Here is a 21,309-nt window from a genome sequence, read left to right on the forward strand (position 1 = left end):
TTCATCAGGCGGGTGACGGAGGTCATCCGCCTGAATCGGTTATTCGTTCGAGGTGATGATTATGGGTGAATATTATTCATCGGTAATGGATGTGCTGTATCGAATTTCAATGTGGATTGCCGGGCTGGCTTTATTGGTCATGGTGGCGGTAATTCCTGTGGGGATATTCGCGCGCTATGTGATGAACAGCGCGCTGTCCTGGCCTGAGCCGGTCGCCATATTATGCATGGTGACGTTCACCTTTATCGGTGCGGCGGTCAGTTACCGCGCGGGTTCGCATATTGCTGTCAGCATGGTGACTGACCGTCTTGGCGACATGGGGCGTCGAATCTGCTTTATCGGTGCCGATCTGATGCTGCTGGCGATCAGTATTTTTATTCTTTGGTACGGTTCGACGCTCTGTTACGAGTTGTGGCAACAGCCCGTGGCGGAATTCCCAATTTTGACTGCCGGGGAAAACTATCTTCCGCTCCCTATCGGTTCGGCGATCACGCTGCTTTTCATCATCGAAAAGATCTGCCGTGGCGCTCAGTATCAACGTCCCGTGGTCATGCTGGGTTCAACCAGTTGATGACCGAACCGACTTCATAGGGGAAAGCAGATGGATGCATTTATTCTCGTTTTTACGCTCGGCATCATGCTGGCGATTGGGGTGCCGGTGGCGTACGCGGTGGGGATCAGCGCGATCGTCGGGGCGTGGTATATCGATATCCCGCTGGAAGCGGTGATGATCCAGTTGACCAACGGTGTGAACAAATTCTCGCTGCTGGCGATCCCGTTCTTTATTCTGGCCGGGGCCATTATGGCAGAAGGTGGGATCGCGCGGCGCTTAGTGAACTTCGCCTATATCTTTGTTGGCTTTATCCGCGGCGGTCTGTCGCTGGTGAATATTGTGGCGTCGACCTTTTTTGGCGCGATCTCAGGATCGTCGGTGGCGGATACTGCCTCCATCGGTTCGGTGATGATCCCTGAAATGGATAAGAAAGGGTATCCGCGCGACTTCGCTGCGGCGGTCACGGCCAGCGGTTCGGTGCAGGCAATCCTGACGCCGCCCAGCCATAACTCGGTTATCTACTCGCTGGCGACGGGCGGTACGGTGTCGATTGCCGCCCTGTTCATTGCCGGGATCCTGCCGGGGTTGTTGTTGAGTTTTACCCTGATGGTAATGTGTGTTGGCTTTGCCCATAAGCGCGGCTATCCGAAAGGAGAGCGCGTGCCGTTCAGACAGGCGCTGAAGATCTTTCTCGATACGCTGTGGGGGCTGATGACGGTCGTCATTATTATGGGTGGGATCCTTTCCGGTATCTTTACCGCGACGGAATCGGCAGCGATCGCCTGCCTGTGGGCGTTCTTCGTCACCATGTTTATCTACCGCGACTACAAATGGTCTGAATTGCCGAAGCTGATGTATCGCACCGTGAAGACCGTGACCATCGTGATGATCCTGATCGGTTTCGCCGCGGCATTTGGCGCCATCATGACGTACATGCAACTGCCGATGCGCATTACCGAAGCCTTTACCAGCATCTCGGATAACAAATATGTCATTCTGATGTGCATTAACATCATGCTGCTGCTGATCGGTACGCTGATGGACATGGCGCCGCTGATTCTGATTCTGACGCCCGTGCTGCTGCCGGTCACCAACGCCCTCGGCATTGATCCGGTCCATTTCGGGATGATTATGCTGGTAAACCTGGGGATTGGGTTGATCACGCCGCCGGTGGGGTCGGTGCTGTTTGTCGCCAGTGCGGTGAGTAAACAGAAGATCGAGCAGGTAGTGAAGGCGATGCTACCGTTCTATGCGGTGCTTTTCCTGGTGCTGATGCTGGTAACCTATATTCCGGCCATTTCGCTGTTCCTGCCGAAATTCTTTGGCGTGATGTAAGGGGACGGCAGTAACGAAAATCCGGGCAGAAATGCCCGGATTTTTTATCGCTTAGCGACGAACGGCGATCGCTTCGATCTCGATCTTCACGTCTTTTGGCAGACGCGCCACTTCCACGCAGGAACGTGCCGGGAAGGTGGCATTGTGCTCGGTGAAGAACGCTTCATAGGTGGCGTTGACGGTCGCGAAATCGTTCAGATCTTTGACAAATACGGTCGTCTTCACGATGTCGCCCACTTTCAGGCCAGCGGCTTCAACGATAGCTTTCACGTTTTCCAGCGACTGACGCGCCTGCGCAGAGACGTCTTCCGATACGCTACCGGTTTTCGGGTCAACCGGGATCTGACCGGAAGTGATGATCATGCTGCCCAGATCAACGCCCTGAACATATGGACCGATTGCTGCGGGTGCATTTTCCGTCGCGATAGTTTTGCTCATGATTTCTCCTGAAGTACAGCGGTAAATGAAATATCTCAGGCATTATAGGGAGCCAGGAATTTATAACCAACCCCAATTAGTTGGCCAGCACCACATAATGAGAAAACTCTTTTTCGCAGTATTTGCATTTGAGTGCGATGTCATCTACCCGTTTTTTCACTGCGAAGCTGGAAGAAACCGGCTCGGCGTGGCTGATGCAGTTACTGTTCGGGCAGACCAGCACGCTGTCGATGCGATCCGGCAGGCTTGGACGTGATTTGCCTACCACTTCGTAGTTGTCGATACGGTTAACGGTGGCCTGCGGCGCGTACAGCGACAGTTGGTTAACCTGTTCGGCGGTCAGGAAGGTATTCTCAATTTTAATCAGGTCTTTACGCCCCATTTCACCCGAAGGCAGGTTAAGACCGATAGTGATGCGTTGATCGGTTTCGGTCAGCTTAAACAGGGTCAGCAATTTAAAGCCGATCTGTGCGGGAATGTGGTCGATTACGGTGCCGCATTTAATTGCTTCAACCTGCAGTTTATTATCGTGTGTCATCTCGTTATCTCCCCTTACAGTGCCAAATCGCTAGTCAGAACCAGTGCCAGTAACGCCTGGCGTGCGAAAATCCCGTTACCTGCCTGCTGGAAATACCAGGCGTGAGGCGTTTTATCCACGTCCGTGGCGATTTCATCAATACGCGGCAGCGGATGCAGTACCTTCATGTTTTCCCGCGCGCCCGCCAGGTCGCTGGCGCGCAGCACAAACTGGGCTTTCACGTTGGCATATTCTGAAGGGTCCAGACGTTCTTTCTGTACGCGGGTCATGTACAGAATGTCCACCTCCGCCATTACCTCTTCGATAGAGGCGTGCAGGCTCCAGGCGATGCCTTTTTCGTCAAGCATATCGAGAATGTACTGCGGCATCGCCAGCGCATCCGGGGCGATAAAGTAGAAGCGGTTACCATCAAACTTCGCCAGCGCCTGCGTCAGTGAGTGCACGGTACGACCATATTTCAGGTCACCGACCATTGCCACATGCAGGTTATTGAGACGCCCCTGTGTTTCCTGAATGGTAAACAGATCCAACAGCGTCTGGGTTGGATGTTGATTCGAACCGTCGCCAGCGTTCAGGACCGGCACCTTGCCGGAGAACTCGGTCGCCAGACGTGCCGCGCCTTCCTGCGGGTGGCGCATCACGATCGCGTCAACGTAGGTGCTGATAACGGAAATAGTATCCGCCAGCGTCTCGCCTTTCTTGCCCAGCGACGTGTTGGCGCTGTCGGAGAAGCCGACCACGCTGGCACCCAGGCGGTGCATTGAGGTTTCAAACGACAAGCGGGTACGGGTAGAAGCTTCAAAGAAGCAGCTGGCAATCACCTTGTGCTTGAGCAGTTCCGGCTGTGGGTTAGCTTTTAATTTCGCCGCGGTCGCCAGCACCAGATTGAGGTCGTCGCGACTGAGGTCGTTTATGGAAATGATGTGTTTTTGATATAGCGGGTTAGCCATGTTTATCTCCTGACGCCTGGGCAAAAAAAAAGCCCCTCATTTGAGGGGCTGGGAATAGGTGAGCAACGGAAAGAAAAACGGCAGGCCAGCGTCTGTTTTCAGACGCGGTAAGACAGAATGTCGTACACACTGGACCATACTTCCTCCCGGCAAATTGTCCGCGATTATACTCAGCTCCGTTTGCGGATCAAGCAAAAAATGCCATTTTTATTCAACGCAAACGGTTTTAATGAATATTAATTCATTTTTAGTAAGTAGTTAATCTGTTTGTGGACAAGGCCAGTCCGCTGTACAACCCGCGGGGCAACCCAGACAATACTGCTACCCGCTATCACTCCCAGGATCTCTGGCAGGGCATGGTAATCGAGGATCCTGGCAACGGCACGGCCATAACCGGCCGCGGTATGGATAAGGATAAATTCGCTGTTGTGCTCCACGCTTACCACCATTTCAGCAATCGAACGGGCGGCATCTGGGGCAGGGCGCAATTGCGGATTAACGGAATAAATTTTTTGTCCTTTCGTATTTCTAATTTTTATGACGCCAAGAATTTTTAGCAGGCGGGAAACCGTTGACTGGCTGATGGTTTCAAAGCCGTAATTTTGCAGATCGCGGCGGATCTCCTCCTGCGAGAGATAACTTTTTTCGCCAATCAGGCGCTGACAAACAGAGAGCTGTAGTTCTTCTTTTTCTGAAGCGGGTTGGTAAAGTTTCATCATCAGTTAGTCCAGTGTAATCAGCCGAAGATAACAACCAATAGGTCTGCCCAATGTTTCTATTTTTAATTGATGACGCACTAAGCAAACGTTCTCCATTTCAACCGGGATGTATTTGATCGGCCTATTGAAATTTTACAGGAGCGCGCTTCAGCATCCTGACGGATGGCATCTTCATGAGAAAATATTCCACTTAGTCGTCTAAGGGAAGGCGGAGTTTTGCCGCTTCGTCTTCCCTGAATTGACGTGCATCAACTGAGCGTGAGCACGCCTGTCGCCAACAGATAGACCGCATAGATCCCTGCGACCACCACCATAATAGCCAGAACGATCTCTATTGGATTGAAAAGTCGTCCATTTTTCTCTTTCCGCGCCCAGACATAAAAAACGATACCAAGGGCGTAGAGGATCATCGACAGCAGCAGATATTCCATTCCGGCGGCATAGACCAGCCAGGCGCCATAGAGTGTTGCCAGCGCGCCGATGATGATGTCGCGGGTGACAGAACGCTGTTCATCACTGTGGTAACCATCCCTCTGCCACGCCACTTTCAGGGCATACAAGCCACTGAGAAAATAAGGGATCAGGATCATTGAGGTCGCAAGCAGCAGCAGCGCAAGATACCCCGCCTGTTGGAAGTGGGCGATGATCAGGAACAGTTGGGTCAGGCCATTGGTCAGTAGTAGCGCGTTGATCGGCGCTTTGTTGGCGTTTTCCTTACCCAGAAATTTGGGCATAGTGCCGTCTTTACCGGCCATATACGCTGTTTCCGCAGACAATAACGTCCAGGCCAGCAGCGCGGCACCAACGGAAACGATAAGGCCAATATTCATCAGAGCGGCGCCCCACGGTCCGACCGCCGCAGCCAGTACGCCTGCGGTGGAGGGGTTCTTCAACTGCGCGAGCTCCGGCTGTGAAAGGACGCCCAACGACAGAACCGAAACGGCGACGAACAGCAGGATCGAGATGAAAAATCCAATCATGGTGGCTTTACCCACGTCTGATTTTTTCATCGCCCGGCCCGAGTACATCGCAGCGCCTTCAATGCCGATGAAAACCCAGGTGGTGACCAGCATGATGTTTTTCACCTGGTCCATGACGGAGCCGAGCTGTTCATTACCCCAGAATTCAATCTTAAAGGTGCGGACCTGAAAGGCGACGCTGACCAACACGACAAACATGATCAGAGGAACCACTTTCGCAACCGTGCCGATCAGATTGAGCAGAGCAGCACCCTGCACGCCGCGACAGATCAGGAAATGCAGACTCCAGAGCAGAATTGAACCCACAATCAGCGCGGAAAGCGTGGTGCCATCGCCAAAGAAACCGAGCGCACTGAAAGAACCGAGGGCAGAACAGATCACCACATAGTACGAAACGTTGCCGATCCACGCCGAGATCCAGTAACCCCAGGCGGAGTTAAAACCGATGTACTCGCCAAAGCCCGCGCGGGCATAACCATACACGCCGCCTTCAACTTCGCTTTTACGGTGCGCCAGGGTCTGGAAAACAAAGGCAAGGGTTAACATCCCGATAAAGGTAATCCCCCAGCCGATCAGGATCGCGCCGGCACCCGCTTTGGCCGCCATATTCTGCGGCAGAGAAAATACCCCGGCGGCGATCAGGGCACTGACCACAAGCGCCGTCAGCGCCGGAAGTTTAAGCTTACCTTCGGACAGGGAGGCCGAAGCATCCGCAGCCGGTTTGCTGGTATCAAGAGTAGTCATGAAGAGAGTCCTCAATCTGACAGAGAGTCATTTTTTAGAAGTAGCTGTATTGCTTGCCGACGTATTCGGAGGTCATGCATTGCAAGACGCCGCTGTATCCCAGGGAGAAATAAACGATGTCGCCTACCTGATATCCCGATGCGGAGTGGGTGACATCGAGGATCAGGTGATCGGAACTGGCGCCGAGCACTTTGACGCCGGGGTCAAAAGGCCGGAGTTGGGAGAAGGAGACATCCTGTTCGCCGAGGGCAGCCAGCGCCCGGTGGTGTACGCCAAGATCTTCGAAAACCGGCTTTCTCCCCATGGCATCCAGCGCCGTTGAGTGTTGCGGAACGGAGGGCTTGTCTTTCAGTTCAATGATCTCCACGCCGAGCTTGATAGCGTCCTGGCGCGTGTTGGGAATCGGCTCGTCATTCAGGCCGAATCCCATAATCAGTGATGCGCCAAGCCGTAACTGGTTAACGCCCGTCGGTAGCCCGCCGTTAATCAGCAGGAACAGGGCGGCGGAACTGGCACCGGAAATGGTGCGCAGTTCAATATCCAGTTCGTCTTCTATCTCATGGGCGAGATCGACCAGTGCCTGCTGGTTTTCGGTGGTAGGTTCCACCCCGCCATAGCAGGCGAGATTGGCACCAAGGCCTTCCAGCGTCAGTCCCGGTAGTTCCTTGTGCACCAGGCGTGCGAGGCGGCGCGTTTCCTGTGGATCCATGCAGCCTTCGCGCAGATCGCCCAGGTCATGCATCAGAATGACCCGATGCGTTTTGTTCTGTGCCAGGGCGGCCGCAGAGAGTGCCTGCAACGTATGTTCTTCGGAATTGAGCGAGATATCCGCATAGGCCACGATGTCGTGCGCAAGGCTTATCTGGGGCAAACGCAGCAGCAGTTTGTCGACAGGCAGGTCGGCGATTTTTTTAAGATTCTGGATCCGGGAATCCGCAATCGTGCTGATGCCCGCATCAATCATGGCTCTGGCGACATTCGCCGCTTCACAGCTCAGCTTATTGACGCCGACAGGCTCTACGCCGTGCTGGCGGCACAACGCGATCAGCGTGCGGGCGTTGTCACGAATGACCGAAAGATTAACGAAGAGGCATGGAAAATCCTGGTTTCGCATAATGGGTCTCCTTACGTGAGGCGCGGGTCAGGGCACCCGCGCCTGGTTCGTTCGGTCCAGTAGCTACCGTGGAGGAAGACGCCGTCCCGGACGGCGCTTTCCGTGTGGGTTAGTCGCCGAGCGTCGCCACCATCACTGCTTTGATGGTGTGCATGCGGTTTTCCGCTTCGTCGAACACAATGGAGTGAGCGGATTCAAAAACCTCTTCCGTCACTTCCAGCCCTTTCAGGCCGTAGGCAGCTTCGATTTCACGTCCTACTTTGGTGTGTTCGTTATGGAAAGCGGGCAGGCAGTGCATGAACTTGACGTCGGGATTGCCGGTGGCGTCGATAACCTTCTGGTTGATTTGGTACGGGGTCATCAGGCTGACGCGCTCAGCCCAGGCGTCTTTCGGCTCACCCATGGAGACCCAGACGTCGGTGTAGAGAAAATCGACGTCATAGACGCCTTCTTCCACATCGTCCGTCAGCGTAATGCGCGCCCCGGTGGTGCTGGCTATATGGCGGCACTGGGCGACCAGCGCTTCATCTGGCCAGAAGGATTTTGGCGCAACGAGGCGAATATCCATGCCCATCTTCGCGGCGCCAACCATCAGTGAATTGCCCATGTTGTTGCGCGCATCGCCAAGGTAAGCGAAGCTCAGTTCGGGCAGCGTTTTCCCGGGCGCGTGCTCCAGCATGGTCATCAGATCCGCGAGGATCTGTGTAGGATGGAATTCGTCGGTCAGGCCATTCCACACCGGTACCCCGGCGTATTGCCCCAGTTCCTCAACGATCTGTTGACCGAACCCGCGGTATTCGATGCCGTCATACATCCGGCCCAGTACGCGAGCGGTATCTTTCATCGACTCTTTATGCCCAATCTGCGAGCCGCTTGGGCCGAGGTAAGTGACCTGCGCGCCCTGGTCGAATGCCCCGACCTCAAAGGCACAGCGGGTGCGGGTTGAGGTTTTTTCGAATATCAGCGCGATGTTTTTCCCGCTCAGCGTTTGCTTTTCGCGCCCGGCTTTTTTCGCCGCCTTTAGTTCAATCGCCAGATCGATAAGAAACTGGATCTCCGCCGGGGTAAAGTCGAGAAGCTTTAAAAAATTGCGATTTTTCAGTGAAATAGCCATCAATGTATCCTTGGTTGATGTAGGCCTGATAAGCGCAGTGCCATCAGGCAATGGCAGGGTTTCGCTGCCGGATGGCGGCGTTGCCTTATCCGGCCTACGGAGTCGTGCCATCAGGTAAAAAGGGTTATGCGACTGCGGTTTCGCGCCGAATCAGAGTGCCTTTATCGCCGGCGAGAATGGCCGGGCCATCAGCCAGCGAACCGATGCCTGCAATGCCGTGGCAGCGGCTGACAAATTCGGCACAGGCGCTGACTTTGGGTCCCATCGAGCCGGCATCGAACTGCATTTCGTTCAGCAATTCCGGCGTCACCTGGGCCAGTGGACGTTGAGTGGGTTTGCCCCAGTCGAGATACACCGCGTCGGCATCGGTCAGGATCAGCAGCGCGTCGGCATGGATCTGGCTGGCGAGCAGCGCGGCGGAGAGGTCTTTGTCGATCACCGCTTCGAGACCGTGGTAACCGTCAGCTCTCTCGACAACCGGCACACCGCCGCCACCATTACAGATAACCAGGTGATCGCGGGCGATCAGCGCCTGGATGGCATCGCTTTCAACAATGCGTTTCGGCTGTGGTGAGGGCACCACGCGGCGGAAGGCTTTGCCGTCGGCTTTGAAAACCCAACCTTTTTCAGCCTGTAATGCATTGGCCTGTGCATGGTCATAAACCGGACCGATATACTTGGTGGGATTGCAAAAGGCCGGATCGTTAGCGTCTACTTCCACCTGAGTGAGCAGGACGCTGATTTCCCGCTGTGGCAGTTGATTCTTTAGCGCCTGTTGCAGCATGTAGCCGATCATTCCCTGGCTTTCCGCCCCGAGAATATCCAGCGGGTAGGGGGTGACGCGGCCATAGGCGCTATTCTGCAATGCCAGCAGACCCACCTGCGGCCCGTTGCCGTGAACCAGCACTACCCGCCACTGCTGAGTGAGTTGGGCGATCGTTTTTGCCGCCAGAACGATATTCTTGCGCTGGATATCGGCTTCCAGCGGTTCTCCGCGCTTGAGCAACGCATTGCCGCCAAGGGCGACAACCAGAGTCGGTTTGTTTTGCATGGTGGGTTCCTTAAATGCCATCGCGTTCCAGTGGGCAACTCATGCAGCGCGCACCGCCGCGTCCGCGTCCCAGTTCGTCGCCGGGGATTGGCAGCACGGTAATGCCGGCTTTGTCATACTTCTCGTTAGTCCAGATGTTGCGCTCGTAGCCCACAACCACACCGGGGCGCAGCGTGAGGACGTTGTTGGCGTCGTTCCACTGTTCACGTTCGGCTTCAAAGGCGTCGCCACCGGTAGTGATTAAGCGCACTTGATCGATGCCGAGCGCTTTCTCAATGGCGTTAACCAGCGTGCGTTCCTCGGTACGCTTCAGGCCGCCGCGGCCATCTGGCGTCAGGGTCCAGCACTGCACGTCCTGGCGTACCACTTCCGGGTAGACGGAGAAGGTGTCGATATCGATGTGGGTCATGACGGTATCGAGGTGCATACAAGAGCGGTGTTTGGGGAGTTCAACGGCGATAACCCGTTCGGCCTGGCGATGTTTAAACAGCGACTGGGCAAGAAACTCGATCCCCTGCGGGGTCGTGCGTTCAGACATGCCGATCAGTACGGCGCCGCGACCGATCACCAACACATCGCCGCCTTCTAAGGTGGCATGGTCGTAATTGATATTCTCGTCACCGAAATATTTAATAAATTCGCCATCGGCAAATTGTGGATGCCAACGATAGATGGCCCGCAAATTATTGGTTTCGCGCTGACGAGCGGGTTTAGCCATTGGGTTAATGGAAACACCGTTATATATCCAGCAGGAGGTGTCACGGGTAAATAAATGGTTTGGCAATGGCTTCATAATAAAGTCATTAATATCGTGGGTATCGACCACCATATTTGTAATTGAGGCTGGAATTTCACCGTAGGTGAGTCCACCGCTTAAATGACGGGCCAGTTCCCGATGCGACATATCGGCAAGCCAGGCGCGGATGTCGGTGGCGAAAGTAGGACCAAGGCGGTAATCCGAAATTTGCGTTTCCAGCAGCCAACTTTTGGCCTCCGCGATATCCAGCGTTTGTGTCAGTAAATCAGTCAGTAACAGAACTTCGATGCCCTGCTCGCGTAACGTGTTGGCGAAAATATCATGCTCTTCACCCGCGCGTTCGACCGACAGTACGTCATCAAACAGCAGTTCCTGGCAGTTAGACGGCGTGAGGCGTTTCAGGCTGAGATTAGGGCGATGCAACATCACACTGCGTAGTTGGCCGATTTCAGAACCGACATAATGTTTTTCCATTACGATACCTTTCACTCTATTTCAGGAATAAAAAGGGGGTGGCTGCGAATAATGAAAATGCTCGCAGTCATTACTGTTTCGATATTTTTCGAGAGGCATCATTGAATTATTCAGACGTCGGGAATGTGATGGATTTCACATCCATTCGGTTATTTGTTTTTTCTTAATTAATATATGACAGAGGTCTGAGAAATAACAAAAATAAAAAATCTCAAACTGAATTACTAAGCATTTATACGGTAGGTTATTCTTCAGTGTTAATTATTTGTTGGCAAGGTCAAACAATGAAAGCAACGTAACGCTATGATTTGTATGAAATAATAATGATTTGATGCATAGATATGCGTATTGTGAATTATATTATTTTCACCATAAAGTAAATTGAGCAATAACTATGGGGGTTATCATTGATTAAACAGGGGAAATGAATTGTGATCGCCTGAAGGTTTTTCCTGTAACTCTTTTTATAACAACATGTTGTGAGAATCATCTATTGGATTTTTTTACCTTTTATGCATTAAAAATGCATAAATCACTGTTTGGCGTTAACAGACAGTCAACAACTCCAGCGATAAACATGCGCTGACGCAAAACTTTGCAAGATAGCGATGGCACGACCAGGCATTTTTTCGTATAACAAATGAAATTGAAACGCTGTTTTGAATGAGGGGTATGAGATGATCGTTGGTAATATTCACCATCTGCAATCCTGGCTTCCTGAAGAACTTCGCCAGGCGATTGAGTACATCAAGGCAAATGTCACTGAGACGACGGAGAAGGGGAAACATGAGATCGACGGTAGCCGTCTGTTCTATCTGATTTCTGAAGATATGACCGAGCCGTTTGAGAAGCGTCGGGCGGAGTATCACGCGCGCTATCTGGATATTCAGATCGTGCTGAAAGGTCAGGAAGGGATGACCTTCAGCGTTCTGCCTGCCGGTAAGCCTGATACCGACTGGCTGGCTGACAAAGACATCGCGTTTTTAGCGGAAGGTGAGCAAGAGAAAACGCTGATCCTGAATGAAGGCGACTTTGTTGTTTTTTATCCGCAAGAAGTGCACAAACCATTGTGTGCCGTCGGCGCCCCCGCACCGGTGCGTAAAGCGGTAGTGAAACTGCTGGTGGCCTGAGGAACTGAGCGGTCGCTCCCTGAATCGGAGCGGCTGTAACGTTTATCCTTTATCCTGAATTCGGCCGTAAAACCTTTGCTCCTGCGAAAGTGGGAGAAAGTTTAAACACGGCGACCTGTATCCATTAAGAAGACAGCCGATCTGTAAAGGTCGGTTTATTTCAGTTATTAAAAGCGCACAGAGATCTCATTATTTCATTATATACCTAAATATATAACGTAGGGTTAATTTTAGTCAGGCGTTATATATTTAATTTCATACCGCCATCACTGAAACTTCAGTTACAACATACGGTTAGCCGTAACATTTTCTATTAACTTTCAAAAACTCGATCAAAAGCACGTTTAACTCTGTCTGGTTAATAACACTTTTGTGTTACATCAATTCTTGTTGAAAAATCATCCAGCAAAATATCTTGCACAAAAAAAATATTAACTTTTGAATTAATTTCAGGGCAAGGTATGAATAAAAAATGGAAGTGGATAGCTGGTCTTGTTTTCGTGGGCGTTCTACTGGGGGGAACACTCGCGCTGTCATCCCTGTGGGTGATGCATAAAACGTCAGACACCGCGTTTTGTCTCTCCTGCCACACAATGCAGGCGCCCTATGAAGAGTATCAGGGTTCCGCACACTTTATGAACCAAAAAGGTATCCGCGCCGAGTGCCAGGATTGCCATATTCCGCAATCGGGTATGGATTACCTGATCACTAAAGTTCGGGCCAGCAAGGATGTCTGGCATGAGTTTGTCACCGGCAAAATTGATACGCCGGAAAAATATGAGGCGCATCGCCTTGAGATGGCGGAGACCGTCTGGGAGCAGATGAAAGCCAACGATTCGGCGACCTGCCGCTCGTGCCATCAGTTTGACGCCATGGATCTGCAAAAGCAGAGCGCCGACGCGCAGAAAATGCATGCGCTGGGCATTAAAGAAAAACAAACCTGTATTGATTGTCATAAAGGTATCGCGCACTTCCCGCCTGAAATCACGATCGACACCAAAGCCCATGATGCGCTGATGGAAAGCGCACGCCAGACGCCGGCTGATGCAAAAGAAGTGTATCCCGTTGCGCCGTCCGAGCTGGGTAATCTGGGCACGGTTTATCCGGCCACCAAACTGAACGTAGTGGGTCAATCCGGCGAGGCGCGTGAAGTGGAGATTATTGGCAGTCAAATGCAGGGAGCCGAGCAGGTGATTTACTTCGCGGCGGGCCAGCGTTTAGTTCTGGCCACGCTGACCGATGAAGGTCAAAAAGCGCTCAAAATCTCCAGCGACTGGGAAAAAGATCCCTACGGAAACGCGTGGCGCAATGTTTCTCTGCGCGCACCTCTGGCCAAGCCCGCACTGAGTAAACCCGACGTGATCTGGGACTACGCCAAAACACTCGACAAAACGTATTGCTCCGGATGTCATGCACCGATTTCTTCTGAACATTACACCTTAAACGCCTGGCCTTCCGTTGCCAAAGGGATGGGCGCGAGAACGGATATCAGCGCTGAGGATTTAGACATCCTGACACGCTGGTTCCAGTATCACGCCAAAGATTTTACCGCCAAGGAATAACTGAAAATTACTATTAAAGGAAAACCTATGAACCTTACACGACGTAACTTTATAAAATATGCTGGCGGTTCCGCTGGCGCGATGATTATTACCTCGGCAATCCCGATGCAGGCGTGGGCCGCAGACGCGCCGGGTAACGCGATCCTTACCGCAGGGCGTTGGGGTGCGATGTACATCGACGTTAAAGACGGAAAAATTGTTTCGTCGCGCGGTGCGCTGGCGAAAACGATTCCTAACGATCTGCAAACCACCGCACCGGATCAGGCGCATACCCCGTGCCGTATTCAATCTCCGATGGTACGTAAAGGCTTCCTGAATGCGCCGGGCAAACCGGACGGCAACCGTGGTAAAGACGAGTTCGTCAAAGTGTCATGGGAAGACGCCATGAAGCTCATCCACGAGCAACACGCGCGTATCCGTGCCGAGCATGGCCCATCCTCCATATTTGCGGGTTCTTATGGCTGGCGCTCCAGTGGTGTGTTGCACAAAGCTCAGACGCTGCTTCAGCGCTACATGAGTATGGCCGGTGGCTACACCGGGCATACCGGCGACTACTCTACTGGTGCGGCACAGGTGATCATGCCGCACGTAGTCGGTTCGGTAGAAGTTTACGAACAGCAGACGGCATGGCCGCTGCTCCTCGAACATAGCCAGGTGGTGGTCCTGTGGGGCCTTAACCCACTGAACACCCTGAAAATTGCCTGGACCAGTACTGACGAGCAAGGCCTTGAGTACTTCAATAAACTGAAAGCTTCCGGCAAAACCGTTATCGCCATCGATCCGCAACGTTCAGAAACTATCGATTTCTTCGGTGATAAAGCGCAGTGGATTGCACCGAATATGGGTACCGACGTGGCGATGATGTTGGGGATTGCATTCGCGCTGGTAGAAAAAGGACTGCATGACAAAGCCTTCCTGGATAAATACACCACCGGCTATGGCGAGTTCGAAGCCTATCTGACAGGTAAAAGCGATAACACGCCGAAAAATCCGGCCTGGGCCGAGAAGATTTGCGGTGTTCCGGCGAAGCAAATGGAAGTCCTTGCGGAAATCTTTGCTAAGAATAAAACCATGCTGATGGCGGGCTGGGGCATTCAGCGTCAGCAGTACGGCGAACAGCGCCACTGGATGCTGGTCACCCTGGCGGCGATGCTCGGCCAGATTGGTACCGAGGGCGGCGGTTTCGGCTTCTCTTACCATTACTCAAACGGCGGCAACCCAACCCGTAGCGGGGGTGTGCTGTCGGCGATTTCAGCAACAATCGCAGGCGGCTCGTCTGCTGGTAACGACTGGGCAACTTCCGATGCGGTTGAAGCGTTCCCGGTTGCGCGTATTGTTGAAGCCCTGGAAAACCCCGGCGGCAAATATCAACACAATGGTAAGGAACAAACCTTCCCCGATCTGCGCATGATCTGGTGGGCCGGTGGTGGCAACTTTACGCATCATCAGGACACTAACCGGCTGGTGAAAGCCTGGCAAAAACCGGAACTGGTGGTGATCTCCGAGTGCTACTGGACGGCTGCCGCCAAGCACGCTGATATCGTTCTGCCGATCACCACATCGTTTGAGCGTAACGACCTGACCATGACCGGCGACTACAGTAACCAGCATCTGGTGCCGATGAAACAAGCCATCCCACCGCAATTCGAAGCCCGCAACGATTTTGATGTGTTCGCGGATATGGCGGAGTTGCTCAAGCCTGGCGGTAAAGCCGTTTATACCGAAGGCAAGAGCGAAATGGACTGGCTGCGCGAGTTCTACGACGTGGCGCAGAAAGGTGCGCGTCAACAGCGTGTCAATATGCCGCAGTTCACCGCCTTCTGGGAGGCGAACAAGCTGATCGAAATGCGTAAGAACCCGAAAGAAGAAGCATTTGTGCGCTATGCCGATTTCCGTAAGGACCCGGTGATGAACCCGCTGGGTACGCCGAGCGGTAAAATCGAGATTTACTCAAAAACCATCGAAGGCTTCAACTATAAGGATTGCCCGGCGCATCCGACCTGGCTGGAACCCGATGAGTGGGCGGGCAACGCTAAAGAGGGTGAACTGCAACTGTTGACCGCGCATCCGGCGCATCGTTTACACAGTCAGCTTAACTATGCATCGCTGCGCAAACAGTATGCGGTAGCCAACCGTGAGCCGTTTTACATCCATCCGGAAGATGCGAAAAAACGCGGCATTGCCGACGGCGATTTGGTGCGTGTCTGGAACGCGCGCGGCCAGGTGTTGACCGGCGCGAAAGTCACTGATGGCATCAAGCAGGGCGTGGTGTGTATCCATGAAGGCGCCTGGCCGGATCTGGATTACGCAGGCACCGGGATCTGTAAAAACGGTGGGGCCAACGTGCTTACCAAGGACATCCCGACCTCGCGTCTGGCAAATGGCTGTGCGGGCAACACTGCGCTGGTGATGGCGGAGAAATACACCGGACCGGAGCTGGAACTCACCGCGTTTACACCACCAATGGGCGCGTAATTCACGATTGTAATCTGTGATTTTCGTTGCAGATTACTCATGAACCCCACATGGATATGTGGGGTTTTTCTTTGCGGAGAACATTACTGTGCCAGTGTTGCCACCATCACGGCTTTAATGGTGTGCATCCGGTTCTCGGCCTGGTCGAACACAATGCTGGCCGGGGATTCAAATACCTCATCGGTGACTTCCATTCCGCCGTGCAGACCAAATTCCTCCGCCATCTTTTTACCGAGCGTGGTCTGGTCGTCATGAAAGGCGGGCAAACAGTGCAGGAACTTCACCTGCGGATTCCCGGAAAGCGCCATCATCTGGCTGTTGACCTGATAGTCACGCAGCATGGCGATACGCTCCGCCCACTTCTCTTTTGGTTCGCCCATTGATACCCAGACGTCGGTATAGATAAAGTCTGCTCCCTTCACACCTGCCGCGATATTTTCGGTGAGCGTAATGTTGCCGCCGTTTTTCTTCGCCATCGCACTGCATTCTGCGACCAGCGATGCTTCAGGCCAGCAGGCTTTTGGCGCTACCAGACGTAGATCCAGTCCAGTGAGTGCGGCAGCTTCCAGCATTGAGTTACCCATGTTATTGCGCGCATCACCGGCATACACCAGCGTCATGTCGTTAAACGCTTTACCCGGTAAATGTTCCTGCATTGTCAGCAGGTCGGCCAGCAACTGGGTAGGATGGAACTCATTGGTCAACCCATTCCATACCGGTACACCGGCATAGTCGGCCAGCGTTTCGACCACTTCCTGACCGTAACCGCGATACTGAATGCCGTCATACATCCTGCCCAGCACGCGTGCGGTGTCCTTAATTGACTCTTTATGCCCGATCTGGCTCCCGCTGGAACCGAGATAAGTGACGCGAGCTCCCTGGTCGTAAGCGGCAACTTCGAAAGAGCATCGTGTGCGGGTCGAGTCTTTTTCGAAGATGAGCGCGATGTTTTTGCCCGTAAGTTTTTGTTCTTCTTTACCGTTTTTTTTATCGGCTTTCAGTTTTGCGGCAAGTTGGATGAGCGTGGTGAGTTCAGCAGAGGTGAAATCGAGTAACTTTAAAAAATGCTTCTGATAAAAACCTGACATAGTTCCCTCCCATGGCTAATGCCATCTATTGAATTAAAATTCAATTTATATGGATGATTATGCATTTGCAACCCCGATTAACAAATCTTTTCTGGAAAGGTGGAGGCAATGACGGTGGTATGTGACAATAAGAGTATCGGCAGGACATTATGAGGAACGAGCCATGGCAAACCCGGAACAACTGGAAGAGCAGCGTGAAGAAACGCGCCTGATTATTGAAGAATTACTGGATGATGGCAGCGACCCGGACGCGCTGTATACCATCGAGCACCACCTTTCCGCAGACGACTTCGAAACCCTGGAAAAAGCCGCGGTTGAAGCGTTTAAACTTGGCTACGAAGTGACCGAGCCGGAAGAGCTGGAAGTGGAAGAAGGCGACACTGTCATTTGCTGCGATATCCTCAGTGAATGTGCGCTGAAAGCCGATCTTATCGACGCGCAGGTTGAACAACTGATGAACCTGGCTGAGAAATATGATGTTGAATACGACGGCTGGGGCACCTACTTTGAAGATCCGAACGGTGAAGAAGGTGAAGAAGGCGACGACGAAGACTACGTCGACGAAGATGACGACGGTGTGCGTCACTAAGAACCCCGAACGTTAAAAAGTACGGCAGTTTGCTGCCGTACTCTTTCGACAGGTTACACATGGACTATCCGCAAATTCTCTCCCCGGTACGCCAGTTTCTGCACTGTCCTACCCCGCAGGCCTGGATCGACCAGGCGCGCGATCCGCAAAACCTTCCTCTGCTGCTTACCGATCATCTGATATGCGAACTTAAGGCGGCGCAAACGGCGATGCTGCTGGTGCGTAAGTACGTGGCGGATAAACCGGGTGCAGAGGCGCTGCTCGCCTGGCTACAGCCGTATGAAGCCTTCGCCTTTCGGGAGGGGCCAGAACCCGACTTTGTCGCGCTCCATAAACAGATTGGTAAAAGCGTGATGCCGGAAACGGACGATCCGTGGGGCCGCCAGCTTATCGATAGCATGGTGCTATTGATAAAAGAAGAACTGCACCACTTCTGGCAAGTGCGTGAAGCGATGCAGGCCAGAAACATTCCTTATGTGAAGATCTCCGCCAGTCGCTACGCGAAAGGGATGCTGAAAGCGGTGCGCACGCATGAACCGCTGACGCTGATTGATAAGCTGATTTGCGGTGCTTACATCGAAGCGCGCTCCTGCGAACGCTTTGCCGCGCTGGCCCCGTTTCTCGATAACGATTTGCAAAAGTTCTACCTGTCGCTGCTGCGCTCTGAAGCGCGTCACTTCCAGGACTATCTGGCGCTGGCGCAACAGGTATCACAGGAAGATATTTCTCCTCGTGTACGCCATTTTGGCGAAGTGGAGGCCGCGCTGATTGTCTCACCGGACAACAAGTTTCGCTTTCACAGCGGTGTACCCGTTGCCTCTTAATTTCGGTAGTTCTGACAGCAGCAAGGTGACATCCTGTTGTGAGCAGGGAAAAATGTGTCCTTTTCAGGGCAAGGAATACCGATGAACTGGACACATGTACTTCTCGCAGGCTACGTTGGCGCGGTTATCGCCGCAGTGATTGGGTTGATGCGTAAAAAAGGCTGGGTGGGAAAAGCCTCCGGCGCGGTGCTGATGATTGTGGCAATCGTCGCGTGGAACCTCTTTGACGTGCACTACCTGATCCCGCGAGAAAAAGCGGCGTCCGGTCAAACGGAAGAGCAGCAGTTTGATGCCGCGTTACTGCAAATGCCGACGTTTCAGGTGCTGAAGGAACAGGAGCCGGCATTCTGGATCCATCTTCGTACGCAGGCGCTGCAGTTGAAAAATGAAGGTAAAACCGAGCAGCAAATTATCGATACCATTCAACCGCAGGTGCTGCAAATTCAGATGTCGCGTTTACAGCAGGCGCCGGACAGTAATGTCATTGACTATATGAAGATCAATCTCGAACAGATTGCCGAGGTGCAGAAAAAAGGCGACGACGAGTGTTTCCGCTTTCTCTTCCCGCAGGTTAAAGGCGGGATTAACCCGATGCGTTTTATCTCGCAGGATATTCTGAAACGGCGTATGGAAGGCGATGCCATGATGATGCGTGCCGCCTACGGGGTCAATAAACACACGGTGACAGACGCTGAGAAACAGCAGGCCATGCAGGATCTGCAAAACGTCGTACCAATACTGGTGCAGCGTTACGGGCAGGATGTACAGCTTATGGCTGAGCCGCAGAAGGGCGTAGGGAAGGAGAAGGTGGTCTGCGATCTGGTGCAGGATATGTGGGTGGAAGTGCTGAAATTGCCAGCCGCACAGGCCGCTGGCGTGATTCGACTTTCTGTATCGCCTGAGATGCAATAACCGATCTTACAGGGGTTTGAGCATGCGCACTTCGCAATCGACGTGCCCGGTGCAGCCCAGCGGTTCGCTGATATGCTCAAACCCTAAATGTTCGTACAGGCCAATCGCCTCGCGTAAAAAGGCGGTAGTTTCCAGATAGCAGTGTTTAAACCCCTGCGCGCGAGCGTGATCCATCGCCATTAGCGCCAGTTTCTTCGCCATGCCTTGTCCTCGCGCCGCGGGCAAAAAGTACATCTTTTGCAGCTCGCAAATGTCCGGTTCGCTACACGTTAATGGGGCAATTCCGCCGCCACCCACGATTTCTCCATTACGCTCCACTACCCAATAGGCGTGCCCTGGCTGAGAGTAGAGCTGATACAGTTCGTCCAGATTCGGATCGGCAACGGTGTAGCCTTTGTCTGCGGTGAGACCGTATTCGGCGGAAACCTGACGGATAACCGCAGCGATGACAGGATTGTCCTGTGCTGAAAGGCGGCGGAGGGTGAGCGGTTGATGCTTTTGGTTATTCATATTTTCGGTTATTAAATCTAAATATATATATAATTGTAAGTGATATCATTCTCTTTGAAAGCATGCAAGCGGTACGTAAAAAAACAAGCGTTCATTCAATGAACAGGTTATTCTGTCTTCGCTGATAAGTATACTTTTAATATCTATTAGATTTATTTTTGAAAACAAAGGAATTGTTATGGATTTGTTTGTGAAAAATGAGCGAAAATCCCGTTGGCAGTTTGATTTTCATGGTCGTGCAGGAGAATATTTTATTATCTGCCTGACGAATGTCATTTTATGTATCATTACTCTTGGTATTTATTCACCGTGGGCAATGGTGCGTAGTCGTCGTTATATTTACGAACATATGGAATTGAACGGTGCGCGTTTTGGCTATCATGCGACAGGGTTGGCCATTTTCCTGAGCTGGTTTTGCTTTTTCTGTTATATTGTCGCGATCTCCTTCGTGGAGTCAATTCCTGAACTTGAACTGGTTCTGTTGTTGGCATTTTTCCTGGTGTTACCGGTGTTTATGGTCAAGAGCATAAAATATAATGCCATGATGACCACGCTGAATAATGTTCGCTTCAACTTTCACAGTTCATTGGGACGCGCGTGGTGGGTGATGATGGGATTACCTGTCGTACTTTATATTCTACTGGCCATAGTGATCCTGCCGATAATGAATATTCCTGGTGAAGATTCTTACGGCATTGGGGCTATTATTACAAAAGCCGCGCTGGTGTTTGCTATTATTCTTGTTGGCGTTGGAGTGATTGCCGGTATCGTTTATGCAAAATGGATTTCACTGGTCGGTGAGGGGGGGCAATTTGGCGTTCACCGTTTCTCCGTTGCTGTCAGCGTGAAGCAGTGCATAAAAGTATGTTTACTGTCGATGCTGATCGTTGTGCCTTTCCTGGCGGTTATCGCCTGGCTCTTCTCTGACATTTTCGGCGCGATCATGTTGGCCAATATGAGCGGGAGAATGAGTGACGAGCTGCTGGGTATGTTGATTTTAAACCACTCGGGGCAAATTGCCGTCTGTTACCTGCTTTACTTCGCGGCGATACTGCTCTCGACGGGCTATATGTGGATGGGATTACGCAACCATTTTATGAACAACCTGACGCTCGCGAACGGCGGTATCCGTTTTCATTCCGGGATCGCATTTCATGCGCTGGTGGCGCAGTGGGTGCTGATTGCCGTGGTGTCGTCCATTACGCTGGGGCTGGCCTACCCGTTAATGAAGATGCGCTATCTGCGTTTCCTGGCGGCAAATACCTGGGTTGATGGCGATCTGGATACCCTTGAGTTAACTGACCATGACGAACAACCTGAGACGGGGCCGATTGCGGTGCTGTCACGCGGTATGATGCCGCAGATCCCCTTTATCTGATATAACAAGTCGGATAAAGCATCTGATACAAAAAGGCCGGAGCATGCTCCGGCCTTTTTACATTACCGTTATCC

The 21,309-nt window shown here is 52.5% G+C and carries 21 protein-coding genes and 1 pseudogene; 9 read left to right on the forward strand and 13 right to left on the reverse strand.

Annotated elements, in window-relative coordinates:
* Positions 1-61: 61 nt before the first annotated feature.
* On the forward strand, positions 62-571 hold the full coding sequence (locus I6L53_RS02760) for a TRAP transporter small permease (RefSeq protein WP_042321678.1): 510 nt from the start codon (positions 62-64) through the stop codon (positions 569-571).
* 30 nt (positions 572-601) lie between these two features.
* Positions 602-1,888 carry a TRAP transporter large permease gene (locus I6L53_RS02765; RefSeq protein ID WP_042321679.1) on the forward strand — a complete coding sequence of 429 codons (1,287 nt, stop codon included), beginning with the start codon at positions 602-604 and terminating at the stop codon, positions 1,886-1,888.
* Between the two features lie 51 nt (positions 1,889-1,939).
* Here I6L53_RS02765 and ridA read toward each other — a convergent pair whose 3' ends face one another.
* The 10 genes and pseudogenes from ridA to arcA all read right to left on the reverse strand — a co-directional run bounded on the left by ridA (position 1,940) and on the right by arcA (position 10,767).
* Positions 1,940-2,326, reverse strand: coding sequence for a 2-iminobutanoate/2-iminopropanoate deaminase (ridA, locus tag I6L53_RS02770; RefSeq protein WP_042321681.1), 387 nt, complete (start codon positions 2,324-2,326; stop codon positions 1,940-1,942).
* Positions 2,327-2,402: 76 nt separating this feature from the next.
* Positions 2,403-2,864, reverse strand: a complete 462-nt coding sequence (gene pyrI, locus I6L53_RS02775; protein ID WP_042321682.1) for an aspartate carbamoyltransferase regulatory subunit — start codon at positions 2,862-2,864, stop codon at positions 2,403-2,405.
* Positions 2,865-2,878: 14 nt separating this feature from the next.
* Positions 2,879-3,814 (reverse strand): aspartate carbamoyltransferase, encoded by a 936-nt coding sequence (pyrB, locus tag I6L53_RS02780; RefSeq protein WP_042321684.1) that lies wholly within the window; start codon positions 3,812-3,814, stop codon positions 2,879-2,881.
* Positions 3,815-3,816: 2 nt separating this feature from the next.
* Positions 3,817-3,952: pseudogene (gene pyrL / locus I6L53_RS23745) on the reverse strand (pyr operon leader peptide).
* 98 nt (positions 3,953-4,050) lie between these two features.
* Positions 4,051-4,530: an arginine repressor gene (locus tag I6L53_RS02790; RefSeq protein WP_042322699.1), complete on the reverse strand. Its 480-nt coding sequence runs from the start codon at positions 4,528-4,530 to the stop codon at positions 4,051-4,053.
* Between the two features lie 251 nt (positions 4,531-4,781).
* Complete coding sequence (gene arcD / locus I6L53_RS02795; protein WP_042321690.1) at positions 4,782-6,257, reverse strand: arginine-ornithine antiporter; 1,476 nt, start codon at positions 6,255-6,257, stop codon at positions 4,782-4,784.
* A gap of 34 nt (positions 6,258-6,291) precedes the next feature.
* The gene (locus I6L53_RS02800) at positions 6,292-7,371 is read right to left on the reverse strand and encodes an alanine/ornithine racemase family PLP-dependent enzyme (RefSeq protein ID WP_042321699.1); all 1,080 of its coding nucleotides are present in this window, start codon (positions 7,369-7,371) and stop codon (positions 6,292-6,294) included.
* A 109-nt stretch (positions 7,372-7,480) separates the two neighbouring features.
* Positions 7,481-8,485 carry an ornithine carbamoyltransferase gene (argF, locus tag I6L53_RS02805; protein ID WP_042321702.1) on the reverse strand — a complete coding sequence of 335 codons (1,005 nt, stop codon included), beginning with the start codon at positions 8,483-8,485 and terminating at the stop codon, positions 7,481-7,483.
* A 124-nt stretch (positions 8,486-8,609) separates the two neighbouring features.
* Positions 8,610-9,536 carry a carbamate kinase gene (gene arcC, locus I6L53_RS02810; RefSeq protein ID WP_042321704.1) on the reverse strand — a complete coding sequence of 309 codons (927 nt, stop codon included), beginning with the start codon at positions 9,534-9,536 and terminating at the stop codon, positions 8,610-8,612.
* Positions 9,537-9,546: 10 nt separating this feature from the next.
* Positions 9,547-10,767, reverse strand: coding sequence for an arginine deiminase (gene arcA / locus I6L53_RS02815; protein ID WP_042321708.1), 1,221 nt, complete (start codon positions 10,765-10,767; stop codon positions 9,547-9,549).
* A gap of 677 nt (positions 10,768-11,444) precedes the next feature.
* On the opposite strand from arcA, the gene I6L53_RS02820 reads away from it, so the two are divergent.
* The 3 genes from I6L53_RS02820 to I6L53_RS02830 all read left to right on the forward strand — a co-directional run bounded on the left by I6L53_RS02820 (position 11,445) and on the right by I6L53_RS02830 (position 15,934).
* Positions 11,445-11,897, forward strand: a complete 453-nt coding sequence (locus I6L53_RS02820) for a YhcH/YjgK/YiaL family protein (RefSeq protein WP_042321710.1) — start codon at positions 11,445-11,447, stop codon at positions 11,895-11,897.
* Positions 11,898-12,358: 461 nt separating this feature from the next.
* The gene (locus tag I6L53_RS02825) at positions 12,359-13,459 is read left to right on the forward strand and encodes a NapC/NirT family cytochrome c (RefSeq protein ID WP_042321713.1); all 1,101 of its coding nucleotides are present in this window, start codon (positions 12,359-12,361) and stop codon (positions 13,457-13,459) included.
* 27 nt (positions 13,460-13,486) lie between these two features.
* Positions 13,487-15,934: a molybdopterin guanine dinucleotide-containing S/N-oxide reductase gene (locus I6L53_RS02830; protein ID WP_042321715.1), complete on the forward strand. Its 2,448-nt coding sequence runs from the start codon at positions 13,487-13,489 to the stop codon at positions 15,932-15,934.
* An 83-nt stretch (positions 15,935-16,017) separates the two neighbouring features.
* Here I6L53_RS02830 and argF (I6L53_RS02835) read toward each other — a convergent pair whose 3' ends face one another.
* Both argF (I6L53_RS02835) and argL read right to left on the reverse strand, forming a co-directional pair.
* Positions 16,018-17,022, reverse strand: a complete 1,005-nt coding sequence (gene argF, locus I6L53_RS02835) for an ornithine carbamoyltransferase (RefSeq protein ID WP_042321718.1) — start codon at positions 17,020-17,022, stop codon at positions 16,018-16,020.
* Entirely contained in the window at positions 16,992-17,087 is a 96-nt protein-coding gene (argL, locus tag I6L53_RS23750) for a putative translational regulatory protein ArgL (protein ID WP_371305914.1), read from the reverse strand. Before argL ends, argF (I6L53_RS02835) begins: the two co-directional genes overlap by 31 nt.
* A 98-nt stretch (positions 17,088-17,185) precedes the next feature.
* Here argL and rraB point away from each other — a divergent pair, with 98 nt between their 5' ends.
* The 3 genes from rraB to I6L53_RS02850 all read left to right on the forward strand — a co-directional run bounded on the left by rraB (position 17,186) and on the right by I6L53_RS02850 (position 19,347).
* Positions 17,186-17,611, forward strand: coding sequence for a ribonuclease E inhibitor RraB (rraB, locus tag I6L53_RS02840; RefSeq protein WP_042321721.1), 426 nt, complete (start codon positions 17,186-17,188; stop codon positions 17,609-17,611).
* A 59-nt stretch (positions 17,612-17,670) separates the two neighbouring features.
* Entirely contained in the window at positions 17,671-18,435 is a 765-nt protein-coding gene (gene miaE, locus I6L53_RS02845; protein WP_042321723.1) for a tRNA isopentenyl-2-thiomethyl-A-37 hydroxylase MiaE, read from the forward strand.
* Positions 18,436-18,516: 81 nt separating this feature from the next.
* Positions 18,517-19,347 (forward strand): hypothetical protein, encoded by an 831-nt coding sequence (locus tag I6L53_RS02850; protein WP_042321726.1) that lies wholly within the window; start codon positions 18,517-18,519, stop codon positions 19,345-19,347.
* Positions 19,348-19,353: 6 nt separating this feature from the next.
* Here the strand turns inward: I6L53_RS02850 and I6L53_RS02855 are convergent, their stop codons facing one another.
* Positions 19,354-19,857: a GNAT family N-acetyltransferase gene (locus I6L53_RS02855; RefSeq protein ID WP_042321729.1), complete on the reverse strand. Its 504-nt coding sequence runs from the start codon at positions 19,855-19,857 to the stop codon at positions 19,354-19,356.
* Positions 19,858-20,035: 178 nt separating this feature from the next.
* Here I6L53_RS02855 and I6L53_RS02860 point away from each other — a divergent pair, with 178 nt between their 5' ends.
* Positions 20,036-21,235 carry a YjgN family protein gene (locus I6L53_RS02860; RefSeq protein WP_042321730.1) on the forward strand — a complete coding sequence of 400 codons (1,200 nt, stop codon included), beginning with the start codon at positions 20,036-20,038 and terminating at the stop codon, positions 21,233-21,235.
* The last annotated feature ends 74 nt before the right edge of the window (positions 21,236-21,309 follow it).

The organism is Citrobacter farmeri, assembly GCF_019048065.1.
Classification (GTDB): Bacteria; Pseudomonadota; Gammaproteobacteria; order Enterobacterales; family Enterobacteriaceae; genus Citrobacter_A; species Citrobacter_A farmeri.